The 26,371-nt window shown below is 63.2% G+C and carries 26 protein-coding genes; 11 read left to right on the top strand and 15 right to left on the bottom strand.

Going from position 1 to position 26,371, the window contains the following annotated elements; all coding sequences use genetic code 11:
• Positions 1-122 precede the first annotated feature (122 nt).
• From AC3WVQ_RS02555 to AC3WVQ_RS02540, 4 genes are all read left to right on the top strand, one after another.
• Complete coding sequence (locus AC3WVQ_RS02555; RefSeq protein WP_090294839.1) at positions 123-1,163, top strand: ABC transporter substrate-binding protein; 1,041 nt, start codon at positions 123-125, stop codon at positions 1,161-1,163.
• Positions 1,160-3,529 (top strand): putative bifunctional diguanylate cyclase/phosphodiesterase, encoded by a 2,370-nt coding sequence (locus tag AC3WVQ_RS02550; protein WP_060584114.1) that lies wholly within the window; start codon positions 1,160-1,162, stop codon positions 3,527-3,529. Before AC3WVQ_RS02555 ends, AC3WVQ_RS02550 begins: the two co-directional genes overlap by 4 nt.
• A 108-nt stretch (positions 3,530-3,637) precedes the next feature.
• A complete protein-coding gene (gene purD / locus AC3WVQ_RS02545; protein ID WP_090294841.1) occupies positions 3,638-4,909 on the top strand; it encodes a phosphoribosylamine--glycine ligase in 1,272 nt (423 codons plus the stop codon).
• A 105-nt stretch (positions 4,910-5,014) separates the two neighbouring features.
• Entirely contained in the window at positions 5,015-5,536 is a 522-nt protein-coding gene (locus tag AC3WVQ_RS02540) for a plant virulence effector HPE1-like domain-containing protein (RefSeq protein ID WP_089044748.1), read from the top strand.
• A gap of 118 nt (positions 5,537-5,654) precedes the next feature.
• Here AC3WVQ_RS02540 and AC3WVQ_RS02535 read toward each other — a convergent pair whose 3' ends face one another.
• The 6 genes from AC3WVQ_RS02535 to AC3WVQ_RS02510 form a co-directional block, all read right to left on the bottom strand.
• Positions 5,655-6,158, bottom strand: coding sequence for a 2-thiouracil desulfurase family protein (locus AC3WVQ_RS02535; protein WP_110818497.1), 504 nt, complete (start codon positions 6,156-6,158; stop codon positions 5,655-5,657).
• A 62-nt stretch (positions 6,159-6,220) separates the two neighbouring features.
• Complete coding sequence (locus AC3WVQ_RS02530) at positions 6,221-6,601, bottom strand: cupin domain-containing protein (RefSeq protein ID WP_090294844.1); 381 nt, start codon at positions 6,599-6,601, stop codon at positions 6,221-6,223.
• Positions 6,602-6,713: 112 nt separating this feature from the next.
• Positions 6,714-8,879, bottom strand: a complete 2,166-nt coding sequence (glyS, locus tag AC3WVQ_RS02525; RefSeq protein WP_060516363.1) for a glycine--tRNA ligase subunit beta — start codon at positions 8,877-8,879, stop codon at positions 6,714-6,716.
• A gap of 112 nt (positions 8,880-8,991) precedes the next feature.
• Entirely contained in the window at positions 8,992-10,932 is a 1,941-nt protein-coding gene (locus AC3WVQ_RS02520) for a DUF2207 domain-containing protein (protein WP_089044745.1), read from the bottom strand.
• Positions 10,933-11,041: 109 nt separating this feature from the next.
• On the bottom strand, positions 11,042-12,313 hold the full coding sequence (locus AC3WVQ_RS02515; protein WP_492382589.1) for a 3-phosphoshikimate 1-carboxyvinyltransferase: 1,272 nt from the start codon (positions 12,311-12,313) through the stop codon (positions 11,042-11,044).
• Between the two features lie 72 nt (positions 12,314-12,385).
• Complete coding sequence (locus AC3WVQ_RS02510; RefSeq protein ID WP_034801085.1) at positions 12,386-12,934, bottom strand: LemA family protein; 549 nt, start codon at positions 12,932-12,934, stop codon at positions 12,386-12,388.
• A 247-nt stretch (positions 12,935-13,181) separates the two neighbouring features.
• Here AC3WVQ_RS02510 and AC3WVQ_RS02505 point away from each other — a divergent pair, with 247 nt between their 5' ends.
• Positions 13,182-13,379, top strand: coding sequence for a cytidine/deoxycytidylate deaminase family protein (locus AC3WVQ_RS02505; RefSeq protein ID WP_034801082.1), 198 nt, complete (start codon positions 13,182-13,184; stop codon positions 13,377-13,379).
• Here AC3WVQ_RS02505 and AC3WVQ_RS02500 read toward each other — a convergent pair.
• The 6 genes from AC3WVQ_RS02500 to AC3WVQ_RS02475 all read right to left on the bottom strand — a co-directional run bounded on the left by AC3WVQ_RS02500 (position 13,372) and on the right by AC3WVQ_RS02475 (position 17,286).
• Positions 13,372-13,938, bottom strand: a complete 567-nt coding sequence (locus AC3WVQ_RS02500; RefSeq protein WP_090294847.1) for an AAA family ATPase — start codon at positions 13,936-13,938, stop codon at positions 13,372-13,374. The two genes, AC3WVQ_RS02505 and AC3WVQ_RS02500, sit on opposite strands and share 8 nt — an antisense overlap.
• Positions 13,935-14,891, bottom strand: coding sequence for a glycine--tRNA ligase subunit alpha (locus AC3WVQ_RS02495; RefSeq protein ID WP_060516372.1), 957 nt, complete (start codon positions 14,889-14,891; stop codon positions 13,935-13,937). The genes AC3WVQ_RS02500 and AC3WVQ_RS02495 overlap by 4 nt, the downstream gene beginning before the upstream one ends.
• Before the next feature lie 125 nt (positions 14,892-15,016).
• Positions 15,017-15,208: a membrane protein gene (locus AC3WVQ_RS02490; RefSeq protein ID WP_034801076.1), complete on the bottom strand. Its 192-nt coding sequence runs from the start codon at positions 15,206-15,208 to the stop codon at positions 15,017-15,019.
• A gap of 34 nt (positions 15,209-15,242) precedes the next feature.
• A complete protein-coding gene (locus AC3WVQ_RS02485) occupies positions 15,243-16,109 on the bottom strand; it encodes a S49 family peptidase (RefSeq protein WP_110818499.1) in 867 nt (288 codons plus the stop codon).
• A 173-nt stretch (positions 16,110-16,282) separates the two neighbouring features.
• The gene (locus tag AC3WVQ_RS02480; RefSeq protein WP_060584101.1) at positions 16,283-17,053 is read right to left on the bottom strand and encodes a tRNA1(Val) (adenine(37)-N6)-methyltransferase; all 771 of its coding nucleotides are present in this window, start codon (positions 17,051-17,053) and stop codon (positions 16,283-16,285) included.
• Positions 17,054-17,064: 11 nt separating this feature from the next.
• On the bottom strand, positions 17,065-17,286 hold the full coding sequence (locus tag AC3WVQ_RS02475) for a putative signal transducing protein (protein WP_034801069.1): 222 nt from the start codon (positions 17,284-17,286) through the stop codon (positions 17,065-17,067).
• A 107-nt stretch (positions 17,287-17,393) separates the two neighbouring features.
• Between AC3WVQ_RS02475 and AC3WVQ_RS02470 the strand changes: the two genes are divergently transcribed.
• From AC3WVQ_RS02470 to moaB, 4 genes are all read left to right on the top strand, one after another.
• Positions 17,394-18,410 (top strand): polyprenyl synthetase family protein, encoded by a 1,017-nt coding sequence (locus AC3WVQ_RS02470; protein ID WP_060516377.1) that lies wholly within the window; start codon positions 17,394-17,396, stop codon positions 18,408-18,410.
• 160 nt (positions 18,411-18,570) lie between these two features.
• Positions 18,571-20,406 (top strand): tetratricopeptide repeat protein, encoded by a 1,836-nt coding sequence (locus AC3WVQ_RS02465; RefSeq protein WP_060516379.1) that lies wholly within the window; start codon positions 18,571-18,573, stop codon positions 20,404-20,406.
• Between the two features lie 7 nt (positions 20,407-20,413).
• Entirely contained in the window at positions 20,414-21,325 is a 912-nt protein-coding gene (locus AC3WVQ_RS02460) for a 4-(cytidine 5'-diphospho)-2-C-methyl-D-erythritol kinase (RefSeq protein WP_090294851.1), read from the top strand.
• A gap of 1 nt (position 21,326) precedes the next feature.
• Complete coding sequence (gene moaB, locus AC3WVQ_RS02455) at positions 21,327-21,869, top strand: molybdenum cofactor biosynthesis protein B (protein ID WP_090294853.1); 543 nt, start codon at positions 21,327-21,329, stop codon at positions 21,867-21,869.
• A gap of 293 nt (positions 21,870-22,162) precedes the next feature.
• Here moaB and AC3WVQ_RS02450 read toward each other — a convergent pair whose 3' ends face one another.
• The gene (locus AC3WVQ_RS02450; RefSeq protein ID WP_090294855.1) at positions 22,163-22,684 is read right to left on the bottom strand and encodes a glycosyltransferase family protein; all 522 of its coding nucleotides are present in this window, start codon (positions 22,682-22,684) and stop codon (positions 22,163-22,165) included.
• A gap of 175 nt (positions 22,685-22,859) precedes the next feature.
• Here AC3WVQ_RS02450 and AC3WVQ_RS02445 point away from each other — a divergent pair, with 175 nt between their 5' ends.
• Both AC3WVQ_RS02445 and rnhB read left to right on the top strand, forming a co-directional pair.
• Complete coding sequence (locus AC3WVQ_RS02445) at positions 22,860-24,017, top strand: PA0069 family radical SAM protein (RefSeq protein ID WP_034801053.1); 1,158 nt, start codon at positions 22,860-22,862, stop codon at positions 24,015-24,017.
• Between the two features lie 221 nt (positions 24,018-24,238).
• Positions 24,239-24,889 carry a ribonuclease HII gene (gene rnhB / locus AC3WVQ_RS02440; RefSeq protein WP_034801051.1) on the top strand — a complete coding sequence of 217 codons (651 nt, stop codon included), beginning with the start codon at positions 24,239-24,241 and terminating at the stop codon, positions 24,887-24,889.
• A 299-nt stretch (positions 24,890-25,188) separates the two neighbouring features.
• Here the strand turns inward: rnhB and AC3WVQ_RS02435 are convergent, their stop codons facing one another.
• A complete protein-coding gene (locus AC3WVQ_RS02435; protein WP_034801048.1) occupies positions 25,189-25,674 on the bottom strand; it encodes a F0F1 ATP synthase subunit B in 486 nt (161 codons plus the stop codon).
• Positions 25,675-25,687: 13 nt separating this feature from the next.
• Positions 25,688-26,305 carry a F0F1 ATP synthase subunit B gene (locus tag AC3WVQ_RS02430; protein WP_034801046.1) on the bottom strand — a complete coding sequence of 206 codons (618 nt, stop codon included), beginning with the start codon at positions 26,303-26,305 and terminating at the stop codon, positions 25,688-25,690.
• Positions 26,306-26,371 lie beyond the last annotated feature (66 nt).

The following is a 26,371-nucleotide window of genomic DNA, read 5'->3' as shown; positions in this document are numbered from 1 at the left end:
CCCGGTTTTCTTCTGCTCGGCAAACGGCACGCGGCACCCCGGCCACTCGTCGCAGCCCTACGTAATCATTCATCAATTTTTGCGCGCTACGGTCGTCTGACGGGCTTGGGCAGGGGTACACAATGCAGGGGCGAACGGCGATTCCGGCCTTACTGGCGACGTTGCTCTTTGCAACGGCGGCACCGGCCGAGACCCTGAACCTGCTCATCTGGGAATCCTATATCGACCAGAAGATCCTCGACCGCTGGTCGTCGATTACAGGCGTGTCAGTGCACCAGGTCTATTACGACAGCGGCGATACCCGCGACGAGGTGCTGGCCGATCCGAACAGCCGCGTCGACCTGGTGGTGACCGGCGAAAACAGCGCCGCCCTCTTCGGTCGCAAGGGCGTTCTCGAAAAAATCGACGAGACCAACGTCGCCTCGCTCAGGGACTATGACGAGAGCTGGCGCAAGCGCTGCTCCGGCCGGGGCCTGCCCTATCTCTGGGGTACGATGGGCATTCTCTACCGTTCCGACGTCTTAGCCGAAGCGCCGACCTCCTGGCAGGATCTGATGCGCCCTGCCGCTGCGCTTGCCAAGCATGTGGCCATGTACGACGACCACAACGAGGCCTTCGTCGCCCCGTTGATGCTGCTCGGCCAATCGATCAATACCAACGACAGCAGCACGCTGAAGGCCGCCTTTACGCTGATGAAGGAACAGGCCCCTTCGGTGCTCACCTACGAATACATCATCAGCGCGATCCAGAACCCTGCAGTCAGCAAGGACATCTACATGGCGCTCGGCTACAGCGGCGACCAGCACGTGCTGAACACCAAGGCCGGCACCCCTGGCGTGTGGCGTTATGCGGTTCCGAAGGAAGGCACACTCTCCTGGCTCGACTGCATGTCCGTCGTTGCCAATTCGCAAAACAAGGATCGGGCGCTGGCGCTGCTCGACTATCTCGGTTCGCCAGGAAGTGCCGCCGCCAACGCGCTGGCGCTCAACATGCCGACGGCAAGCCGGGCGGCCCACGCACTCCTGCCGGAAGAGGTTCGCTCCGACCCGGCGATCTACCCCTCGCCCGACATTCTGGCCAAGAGCCAGTATCAACAGGAACTGTCCACAGAGTCGGTGCAACTGCGCCGGCGTATCATCAGCACATTGGCGAATTTCCAGTGAACCTCGGCAAACGCGCGCTCATCCTGATCTTTCCCGTGGTGCTTGCCGGCTATCTGCTGGCGGCGGTCTCGGTCCACGTCACGCAGAGCCGCTCCATTCGCGCGCTCGAGCATGCCAAGCTGTCGCAGCGCCTTGAACATGCGGCCGCCGTCTTCCAGAACGAGATCGGCCGCAGCAAGGGCTTTCTCAATGCGCTGCTGAACGGCAATTCGCTGCGCCAGTACGTGTCCGAAACCGATGCGAGCTACAGGGCCAATGCGCTCGGCGTCCGGCTGCAGGAGAGCGTCAAATCGCTGCTCGACGATCCGACGGGCTATGTTTCGCTCGCGCTTCTGAGTTCGGAACTCAAGTCCGAATACTATTTTGAAAACAGCTGGGATCCGTTCGCCGAGATCGACGAGGCACAGCTCAACCTCGCCCGCCGGCTGATCCGCGAAGACAAGCTCGCCGACTGGACCTATCTCTACGAAGCGGGCCAGAGACCGCGCATCGTCTATTCCTTCTTCCTCGACCCCATTGCCTTTACCCGGCCGTTGCCGAGCAAGAAATCGAACGCCCTGCTCGTCCAGGTCGCGATCCAGCCCGACCGCTTCCTCGACATGCAGCAGGCGCTGAAAAAGGAATACGGATCCGACATCGTTCTGCAGCCCTGGCCGCAGGCCATCACCGACGACCTTTCGGCAAGCGTGCATCTCGGACCTTCGCTCTATGCGACGCTCACCGTTTCGAGCGAGCATTTCGACGCGCTGATGGCGCGGCAGAAAATCCTGCTGGCGCTCGGCGCCGTCGCCATGAGCCTGTTCTCGATCTGGCTGATCATCATGTTGATCCGCCGCTTCATCACCGATCCGATCGCCACTCTCGACGCCAATGTGATGGCCGTGATGGTGGGTGCGCGCGACGAAATCCGCGATATGGAAGAAAAGGGCGAGATCGGGCGCCTCACCGAAAACATCCGCGAACTGCACCGCCAGTCGGTGCAATCGCTGAAGCTCGTGCAGCGCAGCTCCTGGACCGATACGCTGACCGGGATCAGCAACCGTGGCCACTTCAACGCACTCGCCGCCGGCGTCGTTCGCGAGGCGATCGCGGCCGGCGAGAAGTGCAGCCTGCTGTTCATCGACATCGACAACTTCAAGTTCGTCAACGACAAGCATGGTCACGAGATCGGCGACGAACTCCTGAAAACCTTGGCGGCCCGCATCGCCGAGCGGGTCGACGTGATCACCGAGCGCCGCGGCCAAAGGCCGGCGATCCTCGCGCGCCTTTCGGGCGACGAATTCGCCGTGCTGGTGCGCTCGCGCCCGGGCGACGGAACGGTCCGGGAAATCTCGGGCGCCATCCTCTCGCTGTTCGAGGACGGCTTCGAAGTCTCCGACAAGCGTTATCCGGTGACCGCAAGCATCGGCGCTGCGATCTGCCCGGATGACGCCACCAACCTCACCGAACTGATCGCGAATGCCGATGCGGCAATGTATCAGGCCAAGACCAGCGGCAAGAACCGCTCCGCCCGCTACTCGCGCGCGCTTCACGACAAGCGCACGCGGCTGCGCCAGATCCAGGACGAGCTGCGCTCGCTCGATCCGGACGAACAGTTCCACCTCGTCTACATGCCGATGGTCGATACCGAGGGCCGGGTCACCGGCTGCGAGGCGCTGCTGCGCTGGTACTCGCCGGTGCTCGGCAATGTCACCCCGGATGAATTCGTGCCGATCGCCGAAAGCTCAGGGCTCTTCACCAAGATCGACTGGTGGGTGATCAACAAGGCGATGTCCGACTGCGGCCAGTTGAAGGCCCTGTTCGGCCCCGAAACAGTGCTCGCCATCAACATTTCCTCGGCCGAACTGCATTCCAAGGCGATCGCCGACCACTTCGCCGACTGCCTGGAACGGCATGGGCTGGAGGCACGCTCGATCGAGATCGAGCTTACCGAAACCTTCGCCGTCAAGTTCAGCGACCAGCTTCGCCGCAACATCGATGCGCTCCGCCAGAACGGCTTCCGGCTTTCGATCGACGATTTCGGCGCCGGCTACACGTCCGTGCAGCAGATCATCGAATACACCGCCGATACCATCAAGCTCGACCGGGCGCTGGTGTCGAACCTCACCGCGTCGCATTCCCTGCCGGTATTGAAGGCGCTGATCGCGCTCTGCCACGCCAAGGACGTCGCGGTCGTCGGCGAAGGCATCGACACGCCGGAGAAACTCTCCATGCTGACGGCTGCCGGCTGCGACCTGTTCCAGGGCTACCTCATCAGCAAGCCGCTGCCGATCGAGGATCTGGCGATCTGGGCGCTGACACGCACCGCGCGTTATGCGCACGACGAAGCGCTGGACGAGCAACAGAGCCGCCAGGCCATCGCCTGAGATGGTGGCGATTGCGAGAATCGCCGCCCGAACTCCCGTTTTCCCTTGACCTTGCCGCCCTGCCGTCCTAACCGCAGCGCAACATTTTTCGGGATATCGGGGGCTGCAATGAAGGTTCTTCTGATCGGATCGGGTGGGCGCGAACACGCCCTTGCATGGAAGATCGCGCAGTCGCCGAAACTGACGAAGCTTTATGCCGCACCGGGCAATCCCGGCATCGCCGAAGAAGCGGAAATCATCGCGCTCGACACGGACGACCATGCAGCGGTCGCCGACTTCTGCCGCAAGGAGGCGATCGATTTCGTCGTGGTCGGACCTGAGGGTCCACTGGTCGCCGGTATCGCCGACGTGCTGCGCGCAGCCGATATCGCCGTCTTCGGCCCCTCTGCCTCCGCCGCCCAGCTTGAAGGCTCCAAGGGCTTCACCAAGGATCTCTGCGCCCGCTACGATATTCCGACCGGCGCCTATGGCCGCTTCACCGATGCGGAGAGCGCCAAGATCTATGTGCGTGAACAGGGCGCACCGATCGTCATCAAGGCCGATGGTCTCGCCGCCGGCAAGGGTGTCACCGTCGCTATGACGCTCGACGAGGCGCTCGCCGCCGTCGACGACTGTTTCGCCGGCGCCTTTGGCGCCGCCGGCGCCGAAGTGGTCGTAGAAGCCTATCTCGATGGCGAGGAGGCAAGCTTCTTCTGCCTCTCAGACGGCAAAACGGCGCTGGCGCTCGCGTCGGCCCAGGACCACAAGCGCGTCGGCGACGGCGATACCGGACCGAACACCGGCGGCATGGGCGCCTACTCGCCGGCCCCGGTCATGACGTCAGAGATGATCGAGCGCACGATGAAGGAAATCATCGAGCCGACGATGCGCGGCATGGCGGAAAGCGGCCATCCCTTCTCCGGCGTGTTCTTTGCCGGGCTGATGATCACCGCCAAAGGACCGGAACTCATCGAATACAACGTCCGCTTCGGCGACCCGGAATGCCAGGTGCTGATGATGCGCATGAAGAGCGATCTTCTGCCGCTTCTCTATGCCGCGGCGACCGGCACGCTCGCCGGCATGACTGTGGAATGGCGCGACGAGACGGCGCTGACCGTCGTGATGGCCTCCAAGGGCTATCCGGGCAGCTACGCGAAGAACACGCCGATTGACGCCCTCCCCGCAGCATCCGACACCACCAAGGTGTTCCACGCCGGCACAGCGATGAAGGACGGAGGCCTGGTCGCAACCGGTGGCCGTGTGCTCAACATCACGGCGACAGGGGCAAGTGCCGGCACGGCCAAGGACAGGGCCTACGCGGCGCTGTCGGCCGTTTCCTGGGACAACGGCTTCTACCGGCACGATATCGGCTGGCGCGCGGTTGCGCGCGAGAAGGCCTGACTGGAAACCGGTCAATTCGCGGATCATTCTATTTTTACCAATTCTCCTGACGGGAAAGTAAGGGAGCGTGCATATTCTCGCCGGTACCGATCCGGGAGAAAAACGATGCGCCTGTTGCTGATCACCACCGTCCTTGGGCTTGCTGCTGGCAACGCCGCGGCGTCGTCGATCGAAGCGATCGCCTCCGGCACGACCGACAATGCCAGCGTCTCCACGGTTTCCTGCGCCGATTGCCCGCCGTTGCAGTCGCGGAAGAAGGTCACCTACGTCGTCCCGACGATCGCGGCGGGCGACGAGACGATCGAGCTCAAGAAAATCAACGGCGAGATGAAGATGGTGCGCACCGAGGCCTGGCTCGGCGGATCGCCGGTGGTGTTCGTCAGCAAGCCGTCCCACGAGATGATCAAGACGGCCGCGGCCGAAACCGACGATGCTGCAACGGTGACCGTCTCGAACATCGCAAACGACCAGAACCCGCAGGCTTCCAGGCCGGAGTTTCTTTCCATCGATCAGACCGCAAAGACCGCCGCGGTGACCCCGATCGGCGCGTCCATGGTGGCTGTGCCCGTGGCCGACGAGAGCTCACAGGATTTTGATCCGTCCACCCTCGAACTTCGGCTAGACTGATCACCTATCGGGAAAGTTCCCTGCCCCGCTCAGCCGTCCCCTGCATTTAAAGGCTGACGGGCGTATCGCTGTAAGAGCGAGAGATTGCGCCCCTGAGAGAAGCGGGGGCGCAATCTTTTTATTGCGAGCCTTCCAATTCATCGATCCGCGTGACCAGCGCCTCTATCTGTCTGTCAGAATAGACTTCGACGCCGTTGGCGAGGAGCAAGGCGGCCGTTACGCCTTCACCCGGATGGCGCGCGCCGGAAAAGCTCCCGTCATAGACGAAACCCGACCCGCAGGACGGGCTGCCATCGATCAGGAGCGCGAAGCGACAGTCGGCTTGCCTGGCAAGCGAAAGAGCGTTTTCGGCAGCCTGTATGAACCCCTCGGTGACGTCGCCGCCGTCTATCTCCACCACCCTCGCCTTGCCGGCGAGCACGTCCTTGCCGACAGCGCCGGCGGCGATCTCGGCCGGCGGACGCGGCACCGGCATGCCGGCCGACATTTCCGGACAGATGGTCACGAGACGGCCTTCCGCGCGCCAGCGGTCTATCGCCGGGTGCAGGAGCGGCTTCGACTGGCCGTCGTAGCGGACGGCATGGCCCATGAGGCAGGCGCTGACGAGAATTTTTGCGGGCATGCCTTTCTCTACTCCGGCGCCCTGCCGGTCAGCAAGCGCGATCGCAGTGCCCGGACAAGGGATCAGATCCAGCGGTCGTTTTGCGCGGTGCGTTCGCCACCCTCATGCCCGGTGTTGAGCGTGCCGCGCGGCTCGATCAAGAGCATCTTCACCTCGTGCTCCGCATAGGGCTTGTGTTCGACGCCCTTCGGCACGACGTACATTTCGCCGGGACCGAGCGTCACGGACCCGTCGCGAAAATCGATCCGCAGCGTGCCCTCGATGACGATGAAGGCCTCGTCGGTATCCTTGTGATCGTGCCAGATGAAGTCGCCCTCGATGCGCACGATCTTGAACTGGTAGTCGTTGAGTTCGGCAAGAACGCGCGGTTGCCATTGATCGCTGAAGAGCGAGAGTTTTTCGGCAAAATTGATCGGCTTGTAGGCCTTTGTCGCGATAGTCATCGGCTGTCTCCATCTTGCGTGATGGAGACAGCATATAGGTCGCCGGGCAGCGAGCCGCTTGAACGTTTGTGCGCGGGTGTGAGGCCGCCGGTCTCCCGGCGGCGACCCGGCCTTAGCCGACGATCTTCGAGAAGTCCGCGACCGTGCCGGTGGCCGAGCGGATCAGGCCGAGCAGCGCCAGACGGTTCGCACGGATTGCCGCATCATCGTCATTGACGAGTACGTCGTTGAAGAACTGGTCGACCGGTTCGCGCAGCTTGGCCAGCGCTTCCATGGCCGAACGGAAGTCTTCCTTGGCGATCGCATCGCGTGCTTCAGCCGAAGCAATTTCGACAGCCTGGTGCAGCGCCTTCTCGGCGTCGAGACGGAAGAGGCCGGCATCGACGGCGTCGGCGACGGCGGTGCCCTTCTTCTCTTCGGCTGCGAGGATCTGGGTGGCGCGCTTGGTGCCGGCCAAGAGGTTGCGGCCTTCCTCGTCGGTGATGAAGGCGGTCAGCGCTTCCACGCGGCGGGCGATCATCAGCAGGTCGTCGGCTTCCGGCGTCAGCACGGCGTCGATCAGGTCGTGACGGGCGCCGAGGTCGCGCAGATAGACCTTGAGGCGATCATGGAAGAAGGAGAGCAGATCGGCCGAAATGTCGTCCGCAAGCGCCGGCTTCTGCGCGCGCAGGGCGACGAGTGCCGTTTCGAATACAGGCAACAGCGCCAGGCGCGCCTTGCCTTCCAGGATCAGGCGGATCACGCCGAGTGCGGCGCGGCGCAGCGCAAAGGGGTCTTTCGAACCGGTGGGCTTTTCGTCGATCGCCCAGAAGCCGACGAGCGTGTCGAGCTTGTCGGCAAGCGCAACGGTCACTGCCACCGGATCGGTAGGCGCACGGTCAGAGGGACCATTCGGCTTCCAGTGGTCCTCGATCGCCGTGGCGACAGATCCGTTCTCGCCCTGAAGCAGGGCGTACTTGTGCCCCATGATGCCCTGAAGCTCAGGGAATTCGCCGACGGCTTCAGTGCGCAGATCGGCTTTGGCCAGCACGACGGCGCGGTCGACGAGCTTGGCGTCGGCGCCGGTGACCTTGGCAAGTTCACCAGCAAGCGCGCGGATACGGGCGACGCGTTCGCCCTGGGTGCCGAGCTTGGCATGGAAGGTAACGTTCAGCGCATCGAGCTTGGCCATGCGCTGATCGAGCGGCTTGCCGAGGTCCAGATTGAACTTCTTGGCGGATGCTTCCAGCGTTTCGAGGTCCGGCAAGTTGCCCTGGTCGCGGTGCCAGAAATGCGCTGCGTCCGAAAGACGGGCGCGCACGACCTTGCCGTTGCCATGCACGATCTCCTTGCCGCCGTCCTTCGCCTCGATGTTCGAGACCAGGATGAACTTGTTGGAGAGCGTGTCGGCGCCCGGCGCGCGGGTGACGAAGCACTTCTGGTTGGTCTTGATCGTCAGTCGGATGATTTCCGAGGGGATTTCGAGATAGGCTTCCTCGAAGCTGCCCATCAGCACCTGCGGCCACTCGACGAGGCCGGAGACTTCTTCGAGCAGGCCTTCGTCTTCGACGAGCTCGAGGCCGTTGGCGAAGGCGACATTGCGGGCGTCGGCCAGGATCATTTCCTTGCGGCGCTCGCCATCGAGAACGACCTTCGCCTTCTCCAGCTTCTCGGCATAGTCGGCAAAGCGGCGAACCGTGATCGCTTCCGGTGCATGGAAGCGGTGACCATAGGTGACGTTCGAGGCGACGATGCCGTCGACTTCAAACGGGATCACATGGGTTTCCTCGGTTTCCGACCCGAAGGTGCAGACGATCGACTGCAGCGGGCGGACCCAGCGCAGTGCGCCGGGCCTGGCCGATGCCACGCCGGAACGCATCGGCTTCGGCCAGGGGAAATTGCGGATGATATCCGGCATCGCCTCGGCGATGATCTCTTCGGCGGGACGGCCCGGCTTGACGATATGGGCGACGTAGAAGTCGCCCTTCTTCGGGTCGCTATGGACGTGCGCCTCGCTGATCGAGGAAAGGCCGGCGCCGCGCAGGAAGCCTTCGATCGCCTTCTCGTTGGCGTCGGTGCGCGGACCCTTGCGCTCTTCGCGAACATCGGCGGAACGGGCGTTGAGGCCGCGGATGTCAAGCGTCAGCCGGCGCGGTGTCCAGTACTCGCGCGCACCCTCATAGGTCAGGCCCGCTTCGACCAGGGCATCGGTCAGCAGCTTCTTGAGGTCGCCGGCCGCCTTGCGCTGCAGGCGGGCAGGAATTTCCTCGGAGCGGAGTTCGATAAGAAGATCGGGCATGGGAGTGACTTTTTCTGTTCCTGACGGTTGCGGCGGACTTAGCAATCTCTGGCAAGATTGTCACCAAGCGCCGCGATGAATTTGGTTTTCCAAGGGCAAGTGCGAGGCGGATTTACCAGCCGCCGCCACCACCGCCACCACCGCCGCCGCCGGAGAAGCCGCCGCCGGAAGAAAAGCCCGACGATGACGATTTGGGTGGGGGCGGCAGCGACGACGTCATCGTGTCGGCCATGGATCCGGCAAAACCGCCGATGCGATCGCCGAAGGTGCTCGAGCCGAAGCCGTCACCGTGATACCAGCCCGGCTGATAGGCAGCGGCCGCAGCCGCCCCAGCCGCCGCGGCAAGCAGCCAACGATCGAAGGTCTCGGTCCAGGGCTTCTCGACGCCAAGCGCCACGGCGTAAGGGAGCAGCGTCTCGAAATGCCGGGGCGACATTTCGGGCGCGCCTTGCATGTTCATCCGGTCTTTCTCGGCGAGCGTCATGTATTGCCTGAGCCCGTCGATGCCATCCATCATCCGCGTTCCGAGCGGCGTCGGCGCACCCATCAGGAAGAAGAACAGCACGTTGACGAGCACGATCGCACCGATCACGAAGAGCAGCGGCAGTTCGTCGGTTTCGGCTGCCGAATAGAAGACGGCCGCAAGGATGGTCGAGAAGATGGTGAAGGCGACGAAGCCGATGAAGGCGACCACGACGATCGACATGATCCGGCTCATCAGGCTCCTTTCGCGGCGAAGCGACTTGCCGAAGGAGACTGCGAGGATCGAGACGAAGAAGGCGATGAAAACAGGAACGATCACCAGCGGCAGGCTGTCCTCGCTGAGATCCCCGAACAGGAACACGGCCGCAACCGCCAACACCGAAAGGATGACACCGGCGACGATGTAACCGCTGTTGGCGTGGTAGTACTTGCCGCGATGCTCGCGCTCCATGGCGTTGCGGAAATCAGCGCCGGTCGCCTGCACCCGTGTGCCATGGGCGCGGTCGATGGTGAGCTTGCCGCCAGCGGCATTGACCGCCTTCATCACGGCCGCCTCGCCGGTCGGCAGCTTTTCGTCGGGTTTCTTGCCGGTGGCGGCAATGACGATGGCGTTCTTCAGGTCTTCGAGAACCACGTGGCCCTTGACCGCGAGATTGAGTGCTGCCGCCGACAACGCGGTCCAGCCCTCACCGGAAAAGCCCCTGTTGTCGATGTAATTGACGAGCGCCGGTGAGATGCCCTCCGGCGGATCCCAGCGCGGCACCATGACGCCGCGGTCCGGGTCACGCCCGGCCCTGAGCCAGGCCTGGCTATAGTAAAGCAGGACGACGGCAAGGCCGGCACCGGCGATGACGAGCGCCAGATGGTCGTGCAGCCACCAGGCATTTTCCTGGCTGGAGGTGGGCCTGTCGATGCTGCCCTTCGGCATCTTGATGGCGATCGTCAGCCCTTCGCGCGGGTCGAGACGTCGGGTGGTGGCAAAGAAGATTTCGCTGCCGTCCCTGGATGCGCGCGCATCCTTGCCGGTCGCGCCATAGCCGCCAGTGAAGTAATCGAGCGCTTCGGCCCTTACGCCTTCCGGCAGCGTCACGGTCGCACTCGCCTCGTCGATCGGGAAATCCCACTCCGTACCGGTGACGTTCCAGTAGAGTTCGTCGTGATCGTCAAAGAAGCGGATCTGCCGGCCAGTCTCGTAGGTGAACTGGAAGGTATGCTCGCCCCGCTCCAGAAAGACCTCGGCCGAACCGGTGTAGATGCGGATGCCGCCGTTGATCGTCTCGGTGCGATAGGGCTCCTCCTCACCGTCACGCTCGACCGAGAGCAGCTTGAAATCGACCTTGCTGCGCTTGCCCTTCGCGTCGGTGAAGGTCAAAGGCATATCGCGATAGATGCCGCGGCGGATCTTGTTGCCCTCGACCGTCGCCGTGATCGTCTCGGTCACCGTCATCGTGCCGTCCTTTGCGACATCGATGACGGAGCGATAGGCGGAGAAGACCTCCTCCGCCCGACCGACGCCTGCCGTTGCCAGCAAAAACACCAGAACGGCAAATGCGGCAGCGAAACGGACCATGCGGATCAAGCTTTCTTCCGGTTGAGGTTCAAGACACGAGACCGGTTCTTATGGGTGAGAACAGGATGCGCGCGGAAACCGCAGACACGGCCGCACATCCCGCCCGGTATCAAGGCCGGTCGCCGGTAAATTCGACGCCGAGCGAAGCGAGCGCATCCCAATAGGCCGGGTAGGTTTTGGCAACGCAGCCGGGATCTTCGATGGCGATGCCGTGGATCTTCAGGCCGGCAAGCGCGAAGCTCATGGCGATGCGATGGTCGGCGAAGGTGTCGATCGAGGCGGGCAAGGTCTGGCCGGCAAGCGTGGGATCGGAAGAGACGATCAGGTCGTCGCCTTCCTCATGCGCCAGATCCGGCCGGATCGCTGTCAGACCGAGCGACAGCGCGCGCACGCGGTCGCATTCCTTGACGCGCAGGTTGGCGAGACCGACGAAGCGCACCGGCGTCTTGTTGAAGGCGGCAAGCACGGCGATCGTCGGGATCGCGTCCTGCATCTGCGAGCCGTCGATAACGGCGGGCAGGTTCGGGAAGCTCGCGATCACCGCATGGGCGCGGGCATCCGGCTGCGAGAAGGCGTCCGCTGGAACGCCGATATCGATGGCGCCGCCGGTCAGGACTTCCGCAGCCCAGAGATAGGTCGCCGCCGAAGCATCCGGCTCGATGACATAGTCGGCTGCCTTGTAGCCGGTCGGCGCGACCTGCCAGACGGAGGGGCTCAGCTGCTCGACTTCGGCGCCGAAGGCACGCATGGCGGCAACCGTTAGGTCGATGTAACCGCGCGCGCCGATCTCGTCGCCGGCAAGCTCGATGCTGACAGGACCCTTGGCGCCGGGGGCCGCCATCAGCAGGGCCGAGACATACTGGCTCGACAGGCCGGCATCGATGACGACGCGACCGGCCGGGAAGCCGCCGGTGCCTTTGACGGTGACCGGCGGGCAGCCGGTTTCGGAGGTGACTTCGACGCCGAGCGTTCCGAGTGCCTCGACCAAGGGCTTGATCGGCCGCTTGCGCATGTGCTGGTCGCCATCGACCACGACCGTGCCATCGACGAGCGCGGCAGCAGCCGTCAGGAAGCGTGTCGCCGTTCCGGCATTGCCGAGGAACAAGGGAGCTGCCGGCGGGAGCAACTTGCCCGTGCTGGTGACGACGAAGGTCGTTTCATCCGGCTCGCCGACCTCGACGCCCATCGCGCGCAAGGCTTCCGCCATGTAGCGGGTGTCGTCGCTCTTCAAGGCACCCGTCAGCCGGCTCGTGCCCTTGGCAAGGCCGGCCAGAAGCAGCGCCCGGTTGGTGATCGACTTCGAGCCCGGCGGGCGCACATGACCGCGGAGCGGGTGGTCGGTCGGCAGGATGGTCAGTTTTTTCATGCTATCGGAGGTCATCGAATAGGTCTCTTGATGCGAATGGCGCCGCGGCGGGATCCCGCGGCGAGGAATGTTCGGGAGGCGTGCCGGTCAGAACTTGACCTGCGGCACCGCGCGGTCGGCTTCGTTGGTGATCTCGAAATAGCCGGCTTTGACAAAGCGGAAGGCGTTGGCGATCAGGTTGGACGGGAAGCTCTCGACCTTGACGTTCAAGTCACGGGCCGCACCGTTGTAATAGCGGCGCGACATCTGGATTTCGCCCTCGATCGTTTCCAGCGAGCGCTGCAGCTCGGCGAAATTCTCGTTGGCCTTGAGGTCCGGATAAGCTTCCGCCAGCGCAAAGAGCTTGCCGAGCGCCTGGGAGAGCGCGCCTTCCGCCTGGGCCCGCCCCTCGACGTCGCCGGCTGGCACCGCCTGTGCGCGGTTGCGCATGGCGATCACCTCTTCGAACGTCGACTTCTCGTGTGCGGCGTAGCCCTTCACGGTTTCGATCAGGTTCGGGATCAGATCGGCGCGGCGCTTCAACTGCACATCGATACCGGACCACGCCTCCTCGGCGATCTGCCGCGCCTTGACGAGACCGTTATAGACGAAAACCAGATACAGAATCACGACGACGGCGATTGCCAGACCGATCATAGGGCACCCTCCAAAAACTCGCGCAGAGATTAGCATTCGCTTCTCAGCTTCAAAGCGCTTTCTGCAGCATTTGGCCAGAGAAACCTGCTCCTCCCCAATTCCCGCCTGCACCGTGAACACTGTGTTTCCCGATGCCACGCCTTTTCACGTCAAAAGACCGGCTTTCCTGTTCCATCGGGAACGGCGACCGGACCGGTGATGGGCGATAGTCGGTTCATCGAACAACCCCGGAAACGAAGTGAAGACCATGAAAACGCTCGCAACTCTCATCAACGTGATCGCCTTTACGGCGCTCTTCGTTGCCTATGCGAGCGCCCATTCTCCGGAACGGCCGAGCGGTGTTCGCCGCGCTCTTCAGACCTACTCCGGTCAGGTCTATACCGGCGCCTATCCCACAATGAAGCCGTACTGCAAGAACGACGCCGGCACGACCTTCGTCATCTGACAGTTGAAGGTCCAGCGATCCGCGCGGCGATTGCCGCTGCCGCCTCATCAGCGCCGAGCGTCGACACATCGATCTCAATCAATCGGTCGCTTCTGCCGCGTAGCAGCCGGTGCGCGCGCCGCAATCCCAGAAGAACTTCCGGATCGGTCAGCTTGTGCAACTTGCTCCGGCCGGCGCGTGTCAGGCGCTTGAGATTTTCCTCGACGTCGCAATCGATCACGACCGCAACGAAGCGAGCGCCGCGTTTTTGCGCGAGTGCGGCGCAGTCCTCGAAGGCACGCGTGTCGGTGGCATCGTCCGAGAGCGCATCGGTGAAGATGAACGACCGTTCGGCTGCCGCCCTTTCCAGGTGCTCGAACACGCTTTGGCGGACCGCCGATCGAAGCGAGCGATAAAGCGGGTCACTGCGCGCAAACAGTGCCTCGGCCGGATTGATCAGCGTGTGATTGTCGGCGAGCCGCGCGCCCAGCCTTTCAGCAAGATGGCGCGCGATCGTCAGCTTACCGGTGCCCGGCCAGCCGTTGATGTGAACGACAAGGCCGGACGGTTCTACGCTCAAGCGGCGTCCCGGTTGAGGTTCGCGCCACCGGCGTCGGTCAACAGGAAGGCTTCGCCGCAGGCCTTGGCGAGCGTGCGCACCCTAAGGATGTAGCTCTGGCGCTCGGTGACCGAGATCACGCCGCGGGCATCGAGCAGGTTGAACACATGGCTTGCCTTGATGCACTGGTCGTAGGCTGGGAAGACGCATTTGTGCAGGTGGTTGTTGCTGTGGTCGCCCGGTGCTCCGGCAGCCAGCAACGCCTGGCACTCGGCTTCCGCATCGATGAAGTGCTGATGCAGCATCGCCGTGTTGGCGTATTCGAAATTGTAGCGCGAATATTCCTGTTCGGCCTGCAGGAAGACATCGCCATAGCTGATCTTCTCGGCACCCTCGCGACCGTTGAAGTTCAGGTCGTAGACGTTGTCGACGCCCTGCACATACATGGCGAGGCGTTCGAGACCGTAGGTCAGTTCCCCCGAAACCGGCGAGCATTCGATGCCGCAGACCTGTTGGAAATAGGTGAACTGCGACACTTCCATGCCGTCGCACCAGCACTCCCAGCCGAGACCCCAAGCGCCGAGCGTCGGGCTTTCCCAGTCATCCTCGACAAAGCGGATATCGTGCAGCAGCGGGTCGAGGCCGATCGCCTCGAGCGAGCCGAGATAGAGTTCCTGCAGGTTGGACGGGTTCGGCTTCAGGATTACCTGATACTGATAGTAGTGCTGCAGGCGGTTCGGGTTTTCGCCGTAGCGGCCATCGGTCGGGCGACGCGACGGCTGGACGTAAGCCGCACGCCAGGGACGCGGGCCCAGCGCGCGCAGGGTCGTTGCCGGATGGAAGGTACCGGCGCCCACTTCCATGTCGTAGGGCTGCAGCACGGCGCAACCCTTGTCGGCCCAGTAATTGTGGAGTGTCAGGATCAGAGCCTGAAACGAGCGCTTCGGGTTCATATGATCAGGCAGAGTGGTCATGGATCGCGTCCGGATTTCTTCTGGAAAATGTGCCGGACAGGTGCCACGCCTGATGACAGGGGTCAAGCGCTACGGCAGCGGGCGGGCAAATAGACCGCAGCCACACTGACGCGTTCCGACCGCCCTCACTCGCCGTCGCGCTTCAGCCTGTATTCGCCGGTCTCCGGGTCCTGCACCAATGTTCCCTGCGCCCCGGTCTGCTCCTCGCGGCGAGCCTGTTCGCGCTGGCGCGTCAGCTTCTGGGCATCCGCCACGAACTTGCGATAGCCGAGCCAGAAGACGAAACCTGCGATCAGGAGCAGGATGAGTTGCGGCATTTTCCCTCCAAGGACATTTAAGGCCGGGCAGGCATCAAAGCCCGAACCGCGCCCACAATGCCCTTTCCTCGATGGCTTCGGCAAGTCCCGCCGCTGCGGAAGCGGCCATTGGCTCGACCAGAGCACCGGCAATGGCCGCGCCGCTCTGCCGGCGGCCAAAAAGGCTGCGCACCGGCTGGATGAGCTCGAGCCGCGCCTTGTCGCCATAGCGCTTCTTCACCTCGCCGCGCAGATCGCCGAGACTATCGATGATGCCGAGCTCCAGCCCGCGCCGGCCGGTCCAGAAAAGGCCGGAGAAGATATCCGGATCGTCGGCGAGCAGCTGGCCGCGACGGGCCTTGACCATCTGGATGAAGGTATCGTGGATATCGAGCTGCAGGTTCTTCAGGAATGCGATGTCGTTTTCCTTTTCCGGTTGGAACGGATCGAGCATCACCTTGTTTTCGCCAGCGGTATAGACACGCCGCTCGACGCCGATCTTCTTCAGGAGTTCCGGAAAACCGAACCCGCCGGAGACAACGCCGATCGAGCCGACGATCGAGGTCGGGTCGGCAATGATCTCGTCGCCGGCAAGCGCGATCATATAGCCGCCGGATGCGGCGACGTCCTCGACGAAGATCAGCACACGCTTTTTCTTCTCCTGGGCGAGATCGCGGATGCGTTGGTAGATCAACCGCGACTGCACCGGGGAGCCGCCAGGCGAATTGACGGAGATCGCGACAGCAGGCGCGTCCTTGTTTGCGAAGGCCTTTTCGAGAAGCGGGGCCGCTGTCGCCAGGTTGAGCGCCGGCCGGAACTGACCGCCGCCGGCCATGATCGCGCCGTGGAGCCGGACGACGGGGATCGTCACGCCTTCCTTGCGAAAACGCTTGGGCAACAACCGTCTCAAGAACGTCTTCATTTCAACTCCTGCCTGCTGGGACATGCCATGATTTTGAGCCGGAACGACCGGAAATCATAGACATGACCGCGTCTCATCGGCGAAAAGCGGAATGCTTCGCCCGATCGCCCGCCAGGGGCTCTTCCATGCCATGTATGCACTGATGCGGCGAACGCAATGCCGCATACGGTAAATCAGCGGCGGCGATAGGCGGCGCGGCCATTGTTGAGGTCGTCGACATGGTCTGCGAAGCGATGCCCCTCCTCGTGCATGACGAGCGGGGCGCGGAAGACCAGCCGTTTGCGACTCTGCTTGATCGCCGTCACCAGGATGCGCACGGCGTTTTCACCGACCCGCGGATGCAGCGCCGTGATCTCGATGCCGCCAAAGCGGCGGCCGCAAGCGGCGATGATCTCGGCGATCGATTCCGGCCGAGCGATCAACGACAGTTGCCCGCCGGGCTTCATGATCGCGCCCGCCGTCTTCACCCAGATCTCGAACAGCCCGTCGCTCATCGCATGGGCCTCGGCCTTGAGCGCATCCGGAGTCTTGCGGTCCGAGGCATCGTTGAAGGGTGGGTTCATGATCACATGATCGAAGCTGTCATCCGCCAGACCCGTCGCGACACGCGCCTTGCCGGTCAGTGAAACGTCGGCCTCAACGACCGAGACGCGCGAGGAAAGACGGGCGTTTTCGGCAAGCGCCAGGCTGCGGCGGGCAAACTCCGCCATAACGGGCGAGCGCTCCACCAGCACCACTTCCGCATCGTCGATCCGCGAGGCGACGGCCATGCCGGCTGCACCCGCGCCCGCACCGAGATCGGCGACCCGGCAGGGACGATCCGATGCAACGAGCGACGCAAGCAGCATGGCGTCCATGCCGGAGCGATGCCCCTGGCCGAGTGGCTGGACGACATGGAACTTGCCGCGGTGAAATGCATCTACGGTTTCGGTCGCAGCCGGCATCGGCTCCGTGCTCAAGGGCGCAACTCCGCCTCGAGCCCGGCATCGATCAGGATCCGGCGCGCCGCGTCCGCGTCTTCCTCGGCGACCAGAAAGCGACGGGGCAAGAGGCCGAGCGAGCCCTCAAGAATGCTCATCCCCTGGTCGGCGATGAGGCTTGCGATGCCGGCATCCTTCATCAGGCTCTCGGCAAAGGAGAGCACGACGGCATCGTTGGTACGGATCAATTCCTTCATCCGGCGGTTTTTCCTGTCCTATTTCAGCAAGCGGGACAATTCGCCTCTTGCCGCACGGGACACCCCTTCCTATTGTCGAAAGCGACAATGAAAACAGGAGTCCCGGTGTGGGCGTAGTGATACCGCTGGAAGACAGCAAAAACAAACAGGCGTCCGTAAAGCCGCTCGTTGATCTGACCACTGCGGACATGGAGCGCGTCAACCAGCTTATCCTGTCGAAGGCCGGCTCCGACGTTCAGATGATTCCCGAGGTCGCCAACCACCTGATTTCTTCGGGCGGCAAGCGCCTGCGCCCGATGCTGACGCTCGCCTCCGCTGCGATGTTCGGCTACGAGGGCGACGCCCACGTCAAGCTCGCAACCAGCGTCGAATTCATGCACACCGCGACGCTTCTCCATGACGACGTCGTTGACGAAAGCGACCTTCGCCGCGGCAAATCCACCGCACGCACGATCTGGGGCAACCAGGCAAGCGTGCTGGTCGGCGACTTCCTGCTCGGCCAGGCCTTCCGCATGATGGTCGATGTCGGCTCGCTTGACGCGCTCGACGTGCTGTCGACCGCAGCTTCGGTCATTGCCGAAGGCGAAGTGCTGCAGCTCTCCGTCGCCAAGAACATGGAGACGACCGAGGACGACTATCTCCAGGTCATCCGTGCCAAGACCGCAGCCCTTTTTGCCGCCGCGGCCGAAGTTGGGCCGATCGTTGCCCAGACCAGCAAATCGGACCGCAACGCGCTGAAATCCTACGGGATGAACCTCGGCCTCGCCTTCCAGCTCGTCGACGACGTGCTCGACTATGGCGGCTCGTCGAGCGACCTCGGCAAGAATGTCGGCGACGACTTCCGCGAGGGCAAGATCACCCTTCCGGTAATCCTCTCCTATCGCCGCGGGACGGCGGAAGACCGTGCCTTCTGGCGCGAGGCGATCGAAGGCGGCGACAGCAGCGACGCGAACCTCGACAAGGCACTCGGCCTGATCAAGCGCTATGGGGGCTTGAGCGACACCATCGCGCGCGCCCAGCATTACGGCACGATTGCCCGCGATGCGCTGGCGCCGCTGCCGGCGTCTCCCTGGAAATCGGCGCTCACCGAAGTCATCGACTTCTGCATCGATCGCGTCAGCTGACGGGCTCCGGGCAGGTCAGAACGAGCGACAGGATTTTCTTGCCGCGTTGCGCCAAAAAAGCCATTCTGTTCCTCAAGAGTTGCGTTGGGCTATATGTGGCTGACTCCGAAAACAACCCTTAGTGGTGCGAAAGCCGAGCAATCGGCGCGAAAGGTTTGACATGCGGCAAAAGACGATTCTCCGCCTCCTCAGCGGCGCAGCACTGCTGGCTCTCGCTGCTGTCAGCGGCGGCTACCAGGCATTTGCCGAGGAGAAGACCGCAGCCGTCGAGGAAACTGAGCCGTTCGACATCAAGTCGGTCAATACCTTTTCCGGCGCGTTTCTCGCTGCCCGCACCGCCGATACGGACCGCGACTTCGCTTCCGCTACGGAACTCTACCGCATCGCGCTGCAGTTCGAGCCGAACAACAACGACGTCAAGCAGCGGCTGATGATCACGCTTCTGATGGCGGGCCAGTTCGACGAAGGCGCGAAGATTGCCGAGCAGTTGAAGTCCGACCCGGCCGTCGAGCGTATCACGACGGTCATTCGCGCGATCGAGGCGATCCGCAAGCGCGAGTATCGCAACGCACAGAAGCTTCTGAACTACCAGGGTCCGAACGATCTCGACCGGCTGATGAACGGCCTGCTTTCGGCCTGGGCGAAATTCGGCCAGGGCAAGCCGAAGGAAGCACTCGCCGAGATTAACGGCCTTGACGGTCCTGAATGGTTCCGCGTGTTCAAGAACTATCATGCGGGCGCGATCGCGGTTGCTGCGGGTGACAAGCAGACGGCGCGCACCAGGCTCAACGATGCCATTCTCGACCGCGAGGGCGGAAGTGCCGCTCCCGACACCTTCATGCGCGCGGTCGAAGCGCTTGCCCGTTTCGAGGCGCGCGAAGGCAACAAGCAGAAGGCGCTCGATACCGTCGCCGTCGGCGAAAACATGGTCAACAACTACACGCCGCTGCAGGCGCTGAGGACCGATATCGAGAATGGTGTTCCGCAGGAACAGCAGGTCAAGAACGCCACCCAGGGCGCTGCGGCCGTGCTCTTCTCGATCGGTGCGGCACTCAACCGCGACGGCGCCGAGGACATCGTCTCGCTCTACCTGCAGACCGCGCGCCGGCTCGACCCTGACAGCGCCGACATCCTGGTCATGCTCGGCGGCATCGCCGAAAACCTGAAGAAACCGAACGAGGCGATCGAACTCTACAAGGCCATTCCCGAGACCTCGCCGATGCGGCGCGTTTCGGAACTACAGCTCGGGCTCAGCCTCGCCAGCATCGGCAAGGTCGACGAGGCGAAGAAGCACCTGAAGGCGCTCATCGACGTCGATCCGAAGAACATCCGCAACTATCTCGCCTATGGCAGCGTGCTTTCCGACGCCAAGGACTACAAGGAGATGGGCGAACTCTACGATCGCGCCGTCGAACAGATCGGCTCCGTCCCGAAGCGCAGCGACTGGACGGTGTTCTTCCAACGCGGCATCGCCTATGAGCGCCAGAAGCTCTGGGACAAGGCCGAGCCGAACTTCCGCAAGGCGCTGGAGCTCAATCCGGACCAGCCGCAGGTGTTGAACTATCTCGGCTATTCCTGGGTCGACATGAACATCAACCTCGAAGAAGGCCTGGAGATGATCCGCAAGGCCGTCGAGTTGAAGCCGGATGACGGCTATATCGTCGATTCCCTCGGCTGGGCCTATTTCCGCATGAACCGCTTCGACGACGCCGTCGTGGAACTGGAGAAGGCGGCCGAACTGATGGCCGGCGACCCGACGATCAACGATCACCTTGGCGACGCCTACTGGCGCGTCGGCCGCAAGCTCGAAGCCGTGTTCCAGTGGACGCAGACGCTCGAACTGAAGCCCGAGGAAGCCGAGATCCCGAAGATCAAGGCAAAGATCGAGAACGGCTTGCCGCCGCTCAAGGAAACGGTCCCCGCCTCGGCCGATGCCAAGGAAACCGCGCCGAAGAAGGTGACCCCGGAAGCACCGGCGCCGGACAAGAAGTCCTGACCGTTCCATGTCGGAAGGTGACATCGCGGGCTTCGCGCTGACGCGTGCAGCCCCCGCCAAGATCAATCTGGCCCTTCACGTCGTCGGCCAGCGCGCCGACGGCCACCATCTTCTCGAAAGTCTCGTCACTTTTGCCGATCGCGGCGATCGCATCGGTCTCTCGCCGGCGGATGCGGATCGCTTCACGGTTTCGGGCGCGTTTGCCGCCGCGCTGCCGATGGATGCCGGCGCGGGCGGCAACCTGGTTCTGAAGGCACGGGACCTGCTGCGCGCCGAACTGCAGGCACTTGACCCCGACACAGCCGGGCCGGTCCACCTGCATCTCGAGAAGAACCTGCCGCTCGCCTCGGGCATTGGCGGCGGATCCGCGGATGCGGCGGCGACGCTTCTTGGGCTTCTCGATCTTTGGGGCGCGACGATCGAACCCTCCCGCCTCGGCGCCATCGCGCTGCAGCTCGGGGCGGACGTGCCGATGTGTCTTGCCGGCACGCCACTGCTCGCGAAGGGGATCGGCGAGGACATTACGCCGCTTGCGGATTTCCCCGCGCTGCCGGTCGTGCTGGTGAATCCGCTCGTCGCCCTCTCGACTCCGGTTGTCTTCCGGGCCCTCGCCAACAAGACGAACCCGACGCTCGTTGCGCCTCACAGAGCCGGTACGGCGGCCGAGTGGATTTCTGCCATCGCCACGATGCGCAACGATTTGCAGCTGCCGGCAGAGGGCCTTGAGCCCGTGATCGGCACGGTCCGCAAGGCATTGACCGAAGCCGGAACGGCGCTCACGCGCATGTCGGGCTCGGGCGCCACATGCTTCGGCCTTTTCGACAGCGACGTGCGCGCGGCTGCGACAGCGCGCGCTCTTTCGGAGGCCTACCCCGGGTGGTACGTTCTCGCCTGCAGGACAGTGGGCAAAGGGAAATAGCATGGCCGGTATCGACGAAAAGCGTCCGTTCATTCCTGTCGGGATCGCCATCCTCACGGTCTCCGACACGCGCACGCGCGCCGACGACAAGTCGGGCGACACATTGGAAGCGCGGGTGCGTGACGCCGGCCATCGGCTTGAGGCGCGCGCCATCGTTTCCGACGACAAAACGAAGATCTACGACCAGGTGAAGGCCTGGACGCTCGATCCCAACATCGACGTGGTGATCACGACAGGTGGAACGGGCTTCACCGGGCGGGACGTGACGCCCGAGGCGCTGGAACCGTTGTTCGAGAAGCGCATGGACGGGTTCTCCGAAGTCTTCCACCGTATCTCCTTCGAGAAGATCGGCACCTCGACGATCCAGTCGCGCGCAACCGGCGGCGTTGCCAACGCCACCTTCATCTTCGTGCTTCCGGGCTCGCCCGGTGCCTGCCGCGATGCGTGGGACGGCATCCTCAAGCAACAGCTCGACTACCGGCACATGCCCTGCAATTTCGTGGAGATCATGCCGCGGCTCGACGAGCATCTGAAACGTAGCTGAAGAGCTTGGACCGTTCCGGCTTGGCCGACCTGTTACCTTAGTAACTGACGGTCGCTTCTCCTCTCGTTAGTCTCCCAGCGTTGACACAGCGAGGAACGACCGCCGCACGTTCTATTCCTCGCGCCGCAAGACCCTTCCGCCTCTGTCCCCCAGGCGGAATGCAATGTTGGATACGACGGGCAGCCAGAATGCTACCCGGATAGAAATCTGCCAAACAAGGTCATTTGAGAGCCGCTTGGAGGTGCCGTCCCCCCGGGACTGGCACCTTTAATTTTGCGCGCGACGAACCGGCGTTACCGCCTGGCTTCGACGGCGACCCAGGCCGGAACAAGTTCGGTCGAAAGCTTGCGGACAGAGCGGACATTCGTCATGGCATCCAGGCCCGTATTGCCGCGGGCGGCCGCAAGAGCATCGTTCTTGCGCAGGAGAAAGCCTGTCTCCAGCGGCTTTCCCCGCCGGGTCAGCCGGCGGAAGAGAGGCATGCGATGGAGTCTCGAACCGGAGAAGCGGGCCGGTGCCTTGTTCATCGACACGTACTCGGCCAGTTCATCGATCCAGCGGCCGATCGGGCGGGCGCCCGGCTCCAGCAACATCAGCCATTCGCCACGCGCCGAACCCACCACATCGGCGAGATTCCAATCCCGGCAGAAACGGCATCCAGCGGCATCGGCCACATCGGACGAACCATCCTTCGAACCGTGATCGAGGATGATCACATCGCTGACCAGCCCCTCCACCGCGCCGGCAACCAACACAGCAAGCGTCTGCGCCAGTTCGGCTTCGTTGTCGCGGGTTTCCATAATGATCGTGAGCATGGTTTCTCGTAACGCATCGGCACGGCAATTGCTACATCCAGGACATCGACCGAAGCGGTGCCTTGATCGACAAAACCGAAATTCCAATTTTTTGTTCTTGAATTGTTCTCTCATTCGCGATAGGAAAATAATCAGAACAAAACGGGATCAAATATCTGATTCCGGGGAGATTCCAATGACCGAGCTGTCTCAGATCCGGCAGGGTGCTCTTGCGCCCGCCAACACGGCAGATGTGGCCGAAGCGATGATGAGCGCAACGGGCCTCCGGATCGACATCGATCGCCGCCGGGGGCGCGGCGCCGGGATCAACATGTCCGGCAGGTTCGAACCGCGCAGCCGCGAGACGTTCGACGACGGTTGGGAAAGCCTGGAGGATCTGCCGCCGTTCAAGACCGAGGTTCAGGTCGAGAAGCCGCGCACGGTGATCACGAGGAACGAGTCTCCCGACATCTCCTTCGACCGCTCGATCAATCCCTATCGCGGCTGCGAGCATGGTTGCATCTATTGCTTTGCCCGCCCCACGCACGCTTATATGGGCCTATCGGCCGGCCTCGACTTCGAAGCGAAGCTGTTTGCCAAGCCGGATGCACCGCGACTTCTGGAGCGCGAACTGGCGCGGCAAGACTACAAGGTGAGGCCGATCGCCATCGGCACCAACACCGACCCCTATCAGCCGATCGAGAAGGAGTGGCGCATCATGCGCCAGATCCTCGAGGTGCTGCGGGACGCCAACCATCCGGTCATGATCGTCACCAAATCAGCGATGGTCACCCGCGATATCGATATCCTGGCGCCGATGGCGGAAAAGGGACTGGTGCGCGTCGGCATCTCCGTCACGACACTCGACCGGAAGCTCGCCCGCACGATGGAGCCGCGGGCCTCTACGCCAAGCAAGCGGCTGGAGGCGATACGCATGCTTGCCGAAGCGGGCATCCCGGCCGGTGTTCTCGTTTCCCCTATCATTCCGGCGCTGAACGACCACGAGATCGAGCGCGTGCTCGAAGGAGCAAGGACAGCCGGAGCAACTGAAGCAAGCTATGTCCTGCTGCGGCTGCCGCTCGAGGTCAGCCCGCTCTTTCGCGACTGGCTGCTGCGCAATTATCCGGACCGCTACCGGCACGTCATGTCGCTCATCCGCTCCATGCGTGGCGGCAAGGACTATGACGCCGAATTCGGCAAACGCATGAAGGGCGCCGGCCCCTATGCGTGGCAGATTGGCCGCCGCTTCGACCTGGCGGTCAAGCGCCTCGGCTTCAACCCGACGCGCCGGCAGCTGCGCGACGATCTCTTCGTGCCGCCGCTCGGAACGGGGGTGCAGCTCTCGCTTCTTTGAAGGCTTTCCGGTCGCCTGGGTAGCCATCCCGCAATTTCGTAATCGGCGCGCGGCGAGAGATGATCGCCCCGCACCGCCAGGCGAACCCGATAGCGGGCGCCTCAGATTGCATAGCAGTTCCGGTGCCCCTTACCCGCCGTGGGCCCCGGTAATCCCCCGTCCGCCGCCGCACTCGGACCTGGGGGCTTGAAGAGAATCGGTCGATCATGCGAATTAGACTTATGTCTCGCAGATCGTCCGATTCTCCCCTTTTTCCCGATATCATCGAAGCGCCCGATTTCAGTTTCGAGCTTTCGGCCAAGGGCGATGGCTTCTGGCCGGTCGCCGGAGCGGATGAGGCCGGGCGTGGGCCGCTCGCGGGACCGGTGGTCGCCGCCGCCGTCATCCTCGATCCGGACGCCATTCCCGCAGGCCTCGACGACAGCAAGAAGCTGACGGCGCAGGCGCGCGAAAAACTGTTCGAAGAAATCCTCGCCACGTCCGAAGTGTCGATCGCCTCGGCTTCGGCCGGCACGATCGACGCCACCGACATCCGCAAGGCAAGCCTTGAAGCCATGCGACGCGCCGTGGCCGGCCTGCCCTCGAACGCACGCTTCGTGCTCGTCGACGGCCGTGACGTGCCGCCCGGCCTCACCTGCCACGCCAAGGCGGTCGTCAAGGGCGATGCGCGGTCGCTGTCGATCGCCGCCGCTTCGATCGTCGCCAAGGTCACCCGCGACCGCATGATGGCCCGTGCCGATCTCGCACATCCCGGCTACGGCTTCGCGCTCCATGCCGGCTATGCGACGGTGACCCACCGTCGCGCCATCGAGACCCACGGCCCCTGCCCGCTGCACCGCATGAGCTTCCGGCCGCTGCGCCGGGACGACTAACCTTTGCGCAATCCCTGACCAGCGCTACGCAGGCGTTGTCGGTTCCGCTTCCGACATATCTCGTCAACAGCTTTTCTCGCGTCAAAAGCCATACCGGCGGCGCGCATGCTGACGTGCGCCACGCTAGCTCTTGAACACTGGTCCTACTTCGGCGGCCAAACCTGATGTGGCGAAACGCCTACGCAAATCTCTGACGGAGGCTGGCACCACCCATTGTTCGGGCCAACGCGGTCTCTGCAGACAGGCATAAAAAAAGCCCCGCACGAAGCGGGGCTTTCTCCAATCGAATGTCCGAGCGCTTAGTTCAAGCGTGCCTTGACGTCGCCAAGTGCCTTCTTGAACAGATCGCTCTGGGCGCCGGCGTCGGCCTTGGCGGCAATGACCTTCTCGGCAGCGGCGATCGCGAGATCGACGGCAGCGGAACGAACCGCGTTGATCGCGTCGCTTTCGGCCTGCTTGATCTTCTGTTCCGAAAGAGCCGTGCGACGAACGACGTATTCCTCGGTCTTCTGCTTGGCTTCCGCGGTCAGCATTTCGGCTTCGCGCTGGGCGGCAGCGACGATGCCAGCAGCTTCCGCTTCGGCATCCTTGCGCTTGCGCTGGTATTCAGCGACGAGGCCCTGTGCTTCTTCGCGCAGGCGCTTGGCTTCGGTCAACTCGTTGCCGATCTTTTCGGCGCGGGCGTCGAGCGCCTTGCCGACCATGCCCGGAACCTTGAGATAGGCAATCAGGACGAAGAACAGGATCAGGCCAACGAAGGCATAGAAAGTTGCATCAAGATGCATAGTTCAGTGCTCCTCAGTTGCCAGCCGATGCCTTGACGGCAGCGGTGATCTCGGCCTTGGTGACGGTTCCGCCGATCAGCTGCTTGACGACAGCCGTTGCGGTTTCCTCGGCGATGGCGCCGACGTCGGCCAGTGCCTTTGCCTTGATGTCGGCGATGCGGTCTTCTGCAGCCGAGATCTTCTTGGCAAGGTCGGCTTCGACGGCGGTGCGGTCAGCATTGGCCTTGGCCTTTGCGGATTCGCGGGCGTCGTCGGCGATCTTGTGACCCTTGGACTTGGCGGCTGCCAGGTCCTGCTCGTAGGAAGCGATGGCAGCGTCGGCTTCGCCCTTGAGGCGGGACGCTTCATCGAGATCCTGAGCGATCCGATCGTGACGGGTTTCCAGAATTCCGCCGATGCGCGGAATGATGACCTTCGACATCAGGAGATAGAAGAGGCCGAACGTGATCGCGAGCCAAAGCAGCTGCGATGCGAAATGGGTCGTATCGAAGGGCGGGAACACGCCGGAGCCAGCCTCGCCTTCGTGAGCCACACCCGTTTCGGTGTGCACCTCACCGGCCGCAGCGGCATCGTGTGCTTCGGCGCCTTCAGTGGTGGTTGACTGCTGGGCATAAGCCGCGGTCACAAACATGCTCACCTCCAGGTGCACTCAAGAATATGCGCGGCCGCGACCTTTTGACGGGTCGCGGCCGAAACT

Source organism: Ensifer sp. EB106-05-01-XG146 (assembly GCF_058791875.1).
This window is presented reverse-complemented; position numbering and strand designations above follow the sequence as displayed.

Excerpts from the sequence above, each read along its gene's own strand:
- glyS (WP_060516363.1), bottom strand. The coding sequence starts at position 8,879 with ATGCCCGATCTTCTTATCGAACTCCGCTCCGAGGAAATTCCTGCCCGC.
- AC3WVQ_RS02475 (WP_034801069.1), bottom strand. The coding sequence starts at position 17,286 with ATGAAGGAATTGATCCGTACCAACGATGCCGTCGTGCTCTCCTTTGCC.
- AC3WVQ_RS02505 (WP_034801082.1), top strand. The coding sequence starts at position 13,182 with ATGAAAACGCTCGCAACTCTCATCAACGTGATCGCCTTTACGGCGCTC.
- AC3WVQ_RS02435 (WP_034801048.1), bottom strand. The coding sequence starts at position 25,674 with ATGCATCTTGATGCAACTTTCTATGCCTTCGTTGGCCTGATCCTGTTC.
- AC3WVQ_RS02555 (WP_090294839.1), top strand. The coding sequence starts at position 123 with ATGCAGGGGCGAACGGCGATTCCGGCCTTACTGGCGACGTTGCTCTTT.
- purD (WP_090294841.1), top strand. The coding sequence starts at position 3,638 with ATGAAGGTTCTTCTGATCGGATCGGGTGGGCGCGAACACGCCCTTGCA.
- rnhB (WP_034801051.1), top strand. The coding sequence starts at position 24,239 with ATGTCTCGCAGATCGTCCGATTCTCCCCTTTTTCCCGATATCATCGAA.
- AC3WVQ_RS02430 (WP_034801046.1), bottom strand. The coding sequence starts at position 26,305 with ATGTTTGTGACCGCGGCTTATGCCCAGCAGTCAACCACCACTGAAGGC.
- AC3WVQ_RS02530 (WP_090294844.1), bottom strand. The coding sequence starts at position 6,601 with ATGACTATCGCGACAAAGGCCTACAAGCCGATCAATTTTGCCGAAAAA.
- AC3WVQ_RS02460 (WP_090294851.1), top strand. The coding sequence starts at position 20,414 with ATGTCGGAAGGTGACATCGCGGGCTTCGCGCTGACGCGTGCAGCCCCC.
- AC3WVQ_RS02450 (WP_090294855.1), bottom strand. The coding sequence starts at position 22,684 with ATGCTCACGATCATTATGGAAACCCGCGACAACGAAGCCGAACTGGCG.
- AC3WVQ_RS02510 (WP_034801085.1), bottom strand. The coding sequence starts at position 12,934 with ATGATCGGTCTGGCAATCGCCGTCGTCGTGATTCTGTATCTGGTTTTC.
- AC3WVQ_RS02540 (WP_089044748.1), top strand. The coding sequence starts at position 5,015 with ATGCGCCTGTTGCTGATCACCACCGTCCTTGGGCTTGCTGCTGGCAAC.
- AC3WVQ_RS02480 (WP_060584101.1), bottom strand. The coding sequence starts at position 17,053 with ATGCCGGCTGCGACCGAAACCGTAGATGCATTTCACCGCGGCAAGTTC.
- AC3WVQ_RS02495 (WP_060516372.1), bottom strand. The coding sequence starts at position 14,891 with ATGACCACTCTGCCTGATCATATGAACCCGAAGCGCTCGTTTCAGGCT.
- AC3WVQ_RS02445 (WP_034801053.1), top strand. The coding sequence starts at position 22,860 with ATGACCGAGCTGTCTCAGATCCGGCAGGGTGCTCTTGCGCCCGCCAAC.
- AC3WVQ_RS02485 (WP_110818499.1), bottom strand. The coding sequence starts at position 16,109 with ATGAAGACGTTCTTGAGACGGTTGTTGCCCAAGCGTTTTCGCAAGGAA.
- AC3WVQ_RS02465 (WP_060516379.1), top strand. The coding sequence starts at position 18,571 with ATGCGGCAAAAGACGATTCTCCGCCTCCTCAGCGGCGCAGCACTGCTG.
- AC3WVQ_RS02515 (WP_492382589.1), bottom strand. The coding sequence starts at position 12,313 with ATGACCTCCGATAGCATGAAAAAACTGACCATCCTGCCGACCGACCAC.
- moaB (WP_090294853.1), top strand. The coding sequence starts at position 21,327 with ATGGCCGGTATCGACGAAAAGCGTCCGTTCATTCCTGTCGGGATCGCC.
- AC3WVQ_RS02490 (WP_034801076.1), bottom strand. The coding sequence starts at position 15,208 with ATGCCGCAACTCATCCTGCTCCTGATCGCAGGTTTCGTCTTCTGGCTC.
- AC3WVQ_RS02535 (WP_110818497.1), bottom strand. The coding sequence starts at position 6,158 with ATGCCCGCAAAAATTCTCGTCAGCGCCTGCCTCATGGGCCATGCCGTC.
- AC3WVQ_RS02520 (WP_089044745.1), bottom strand. The coding sequence starts at position 10,932 with ATGGTCCGTTTCGCTGCCGCATTTGCCGTTCTGGTGTTTTTGCTGGCA.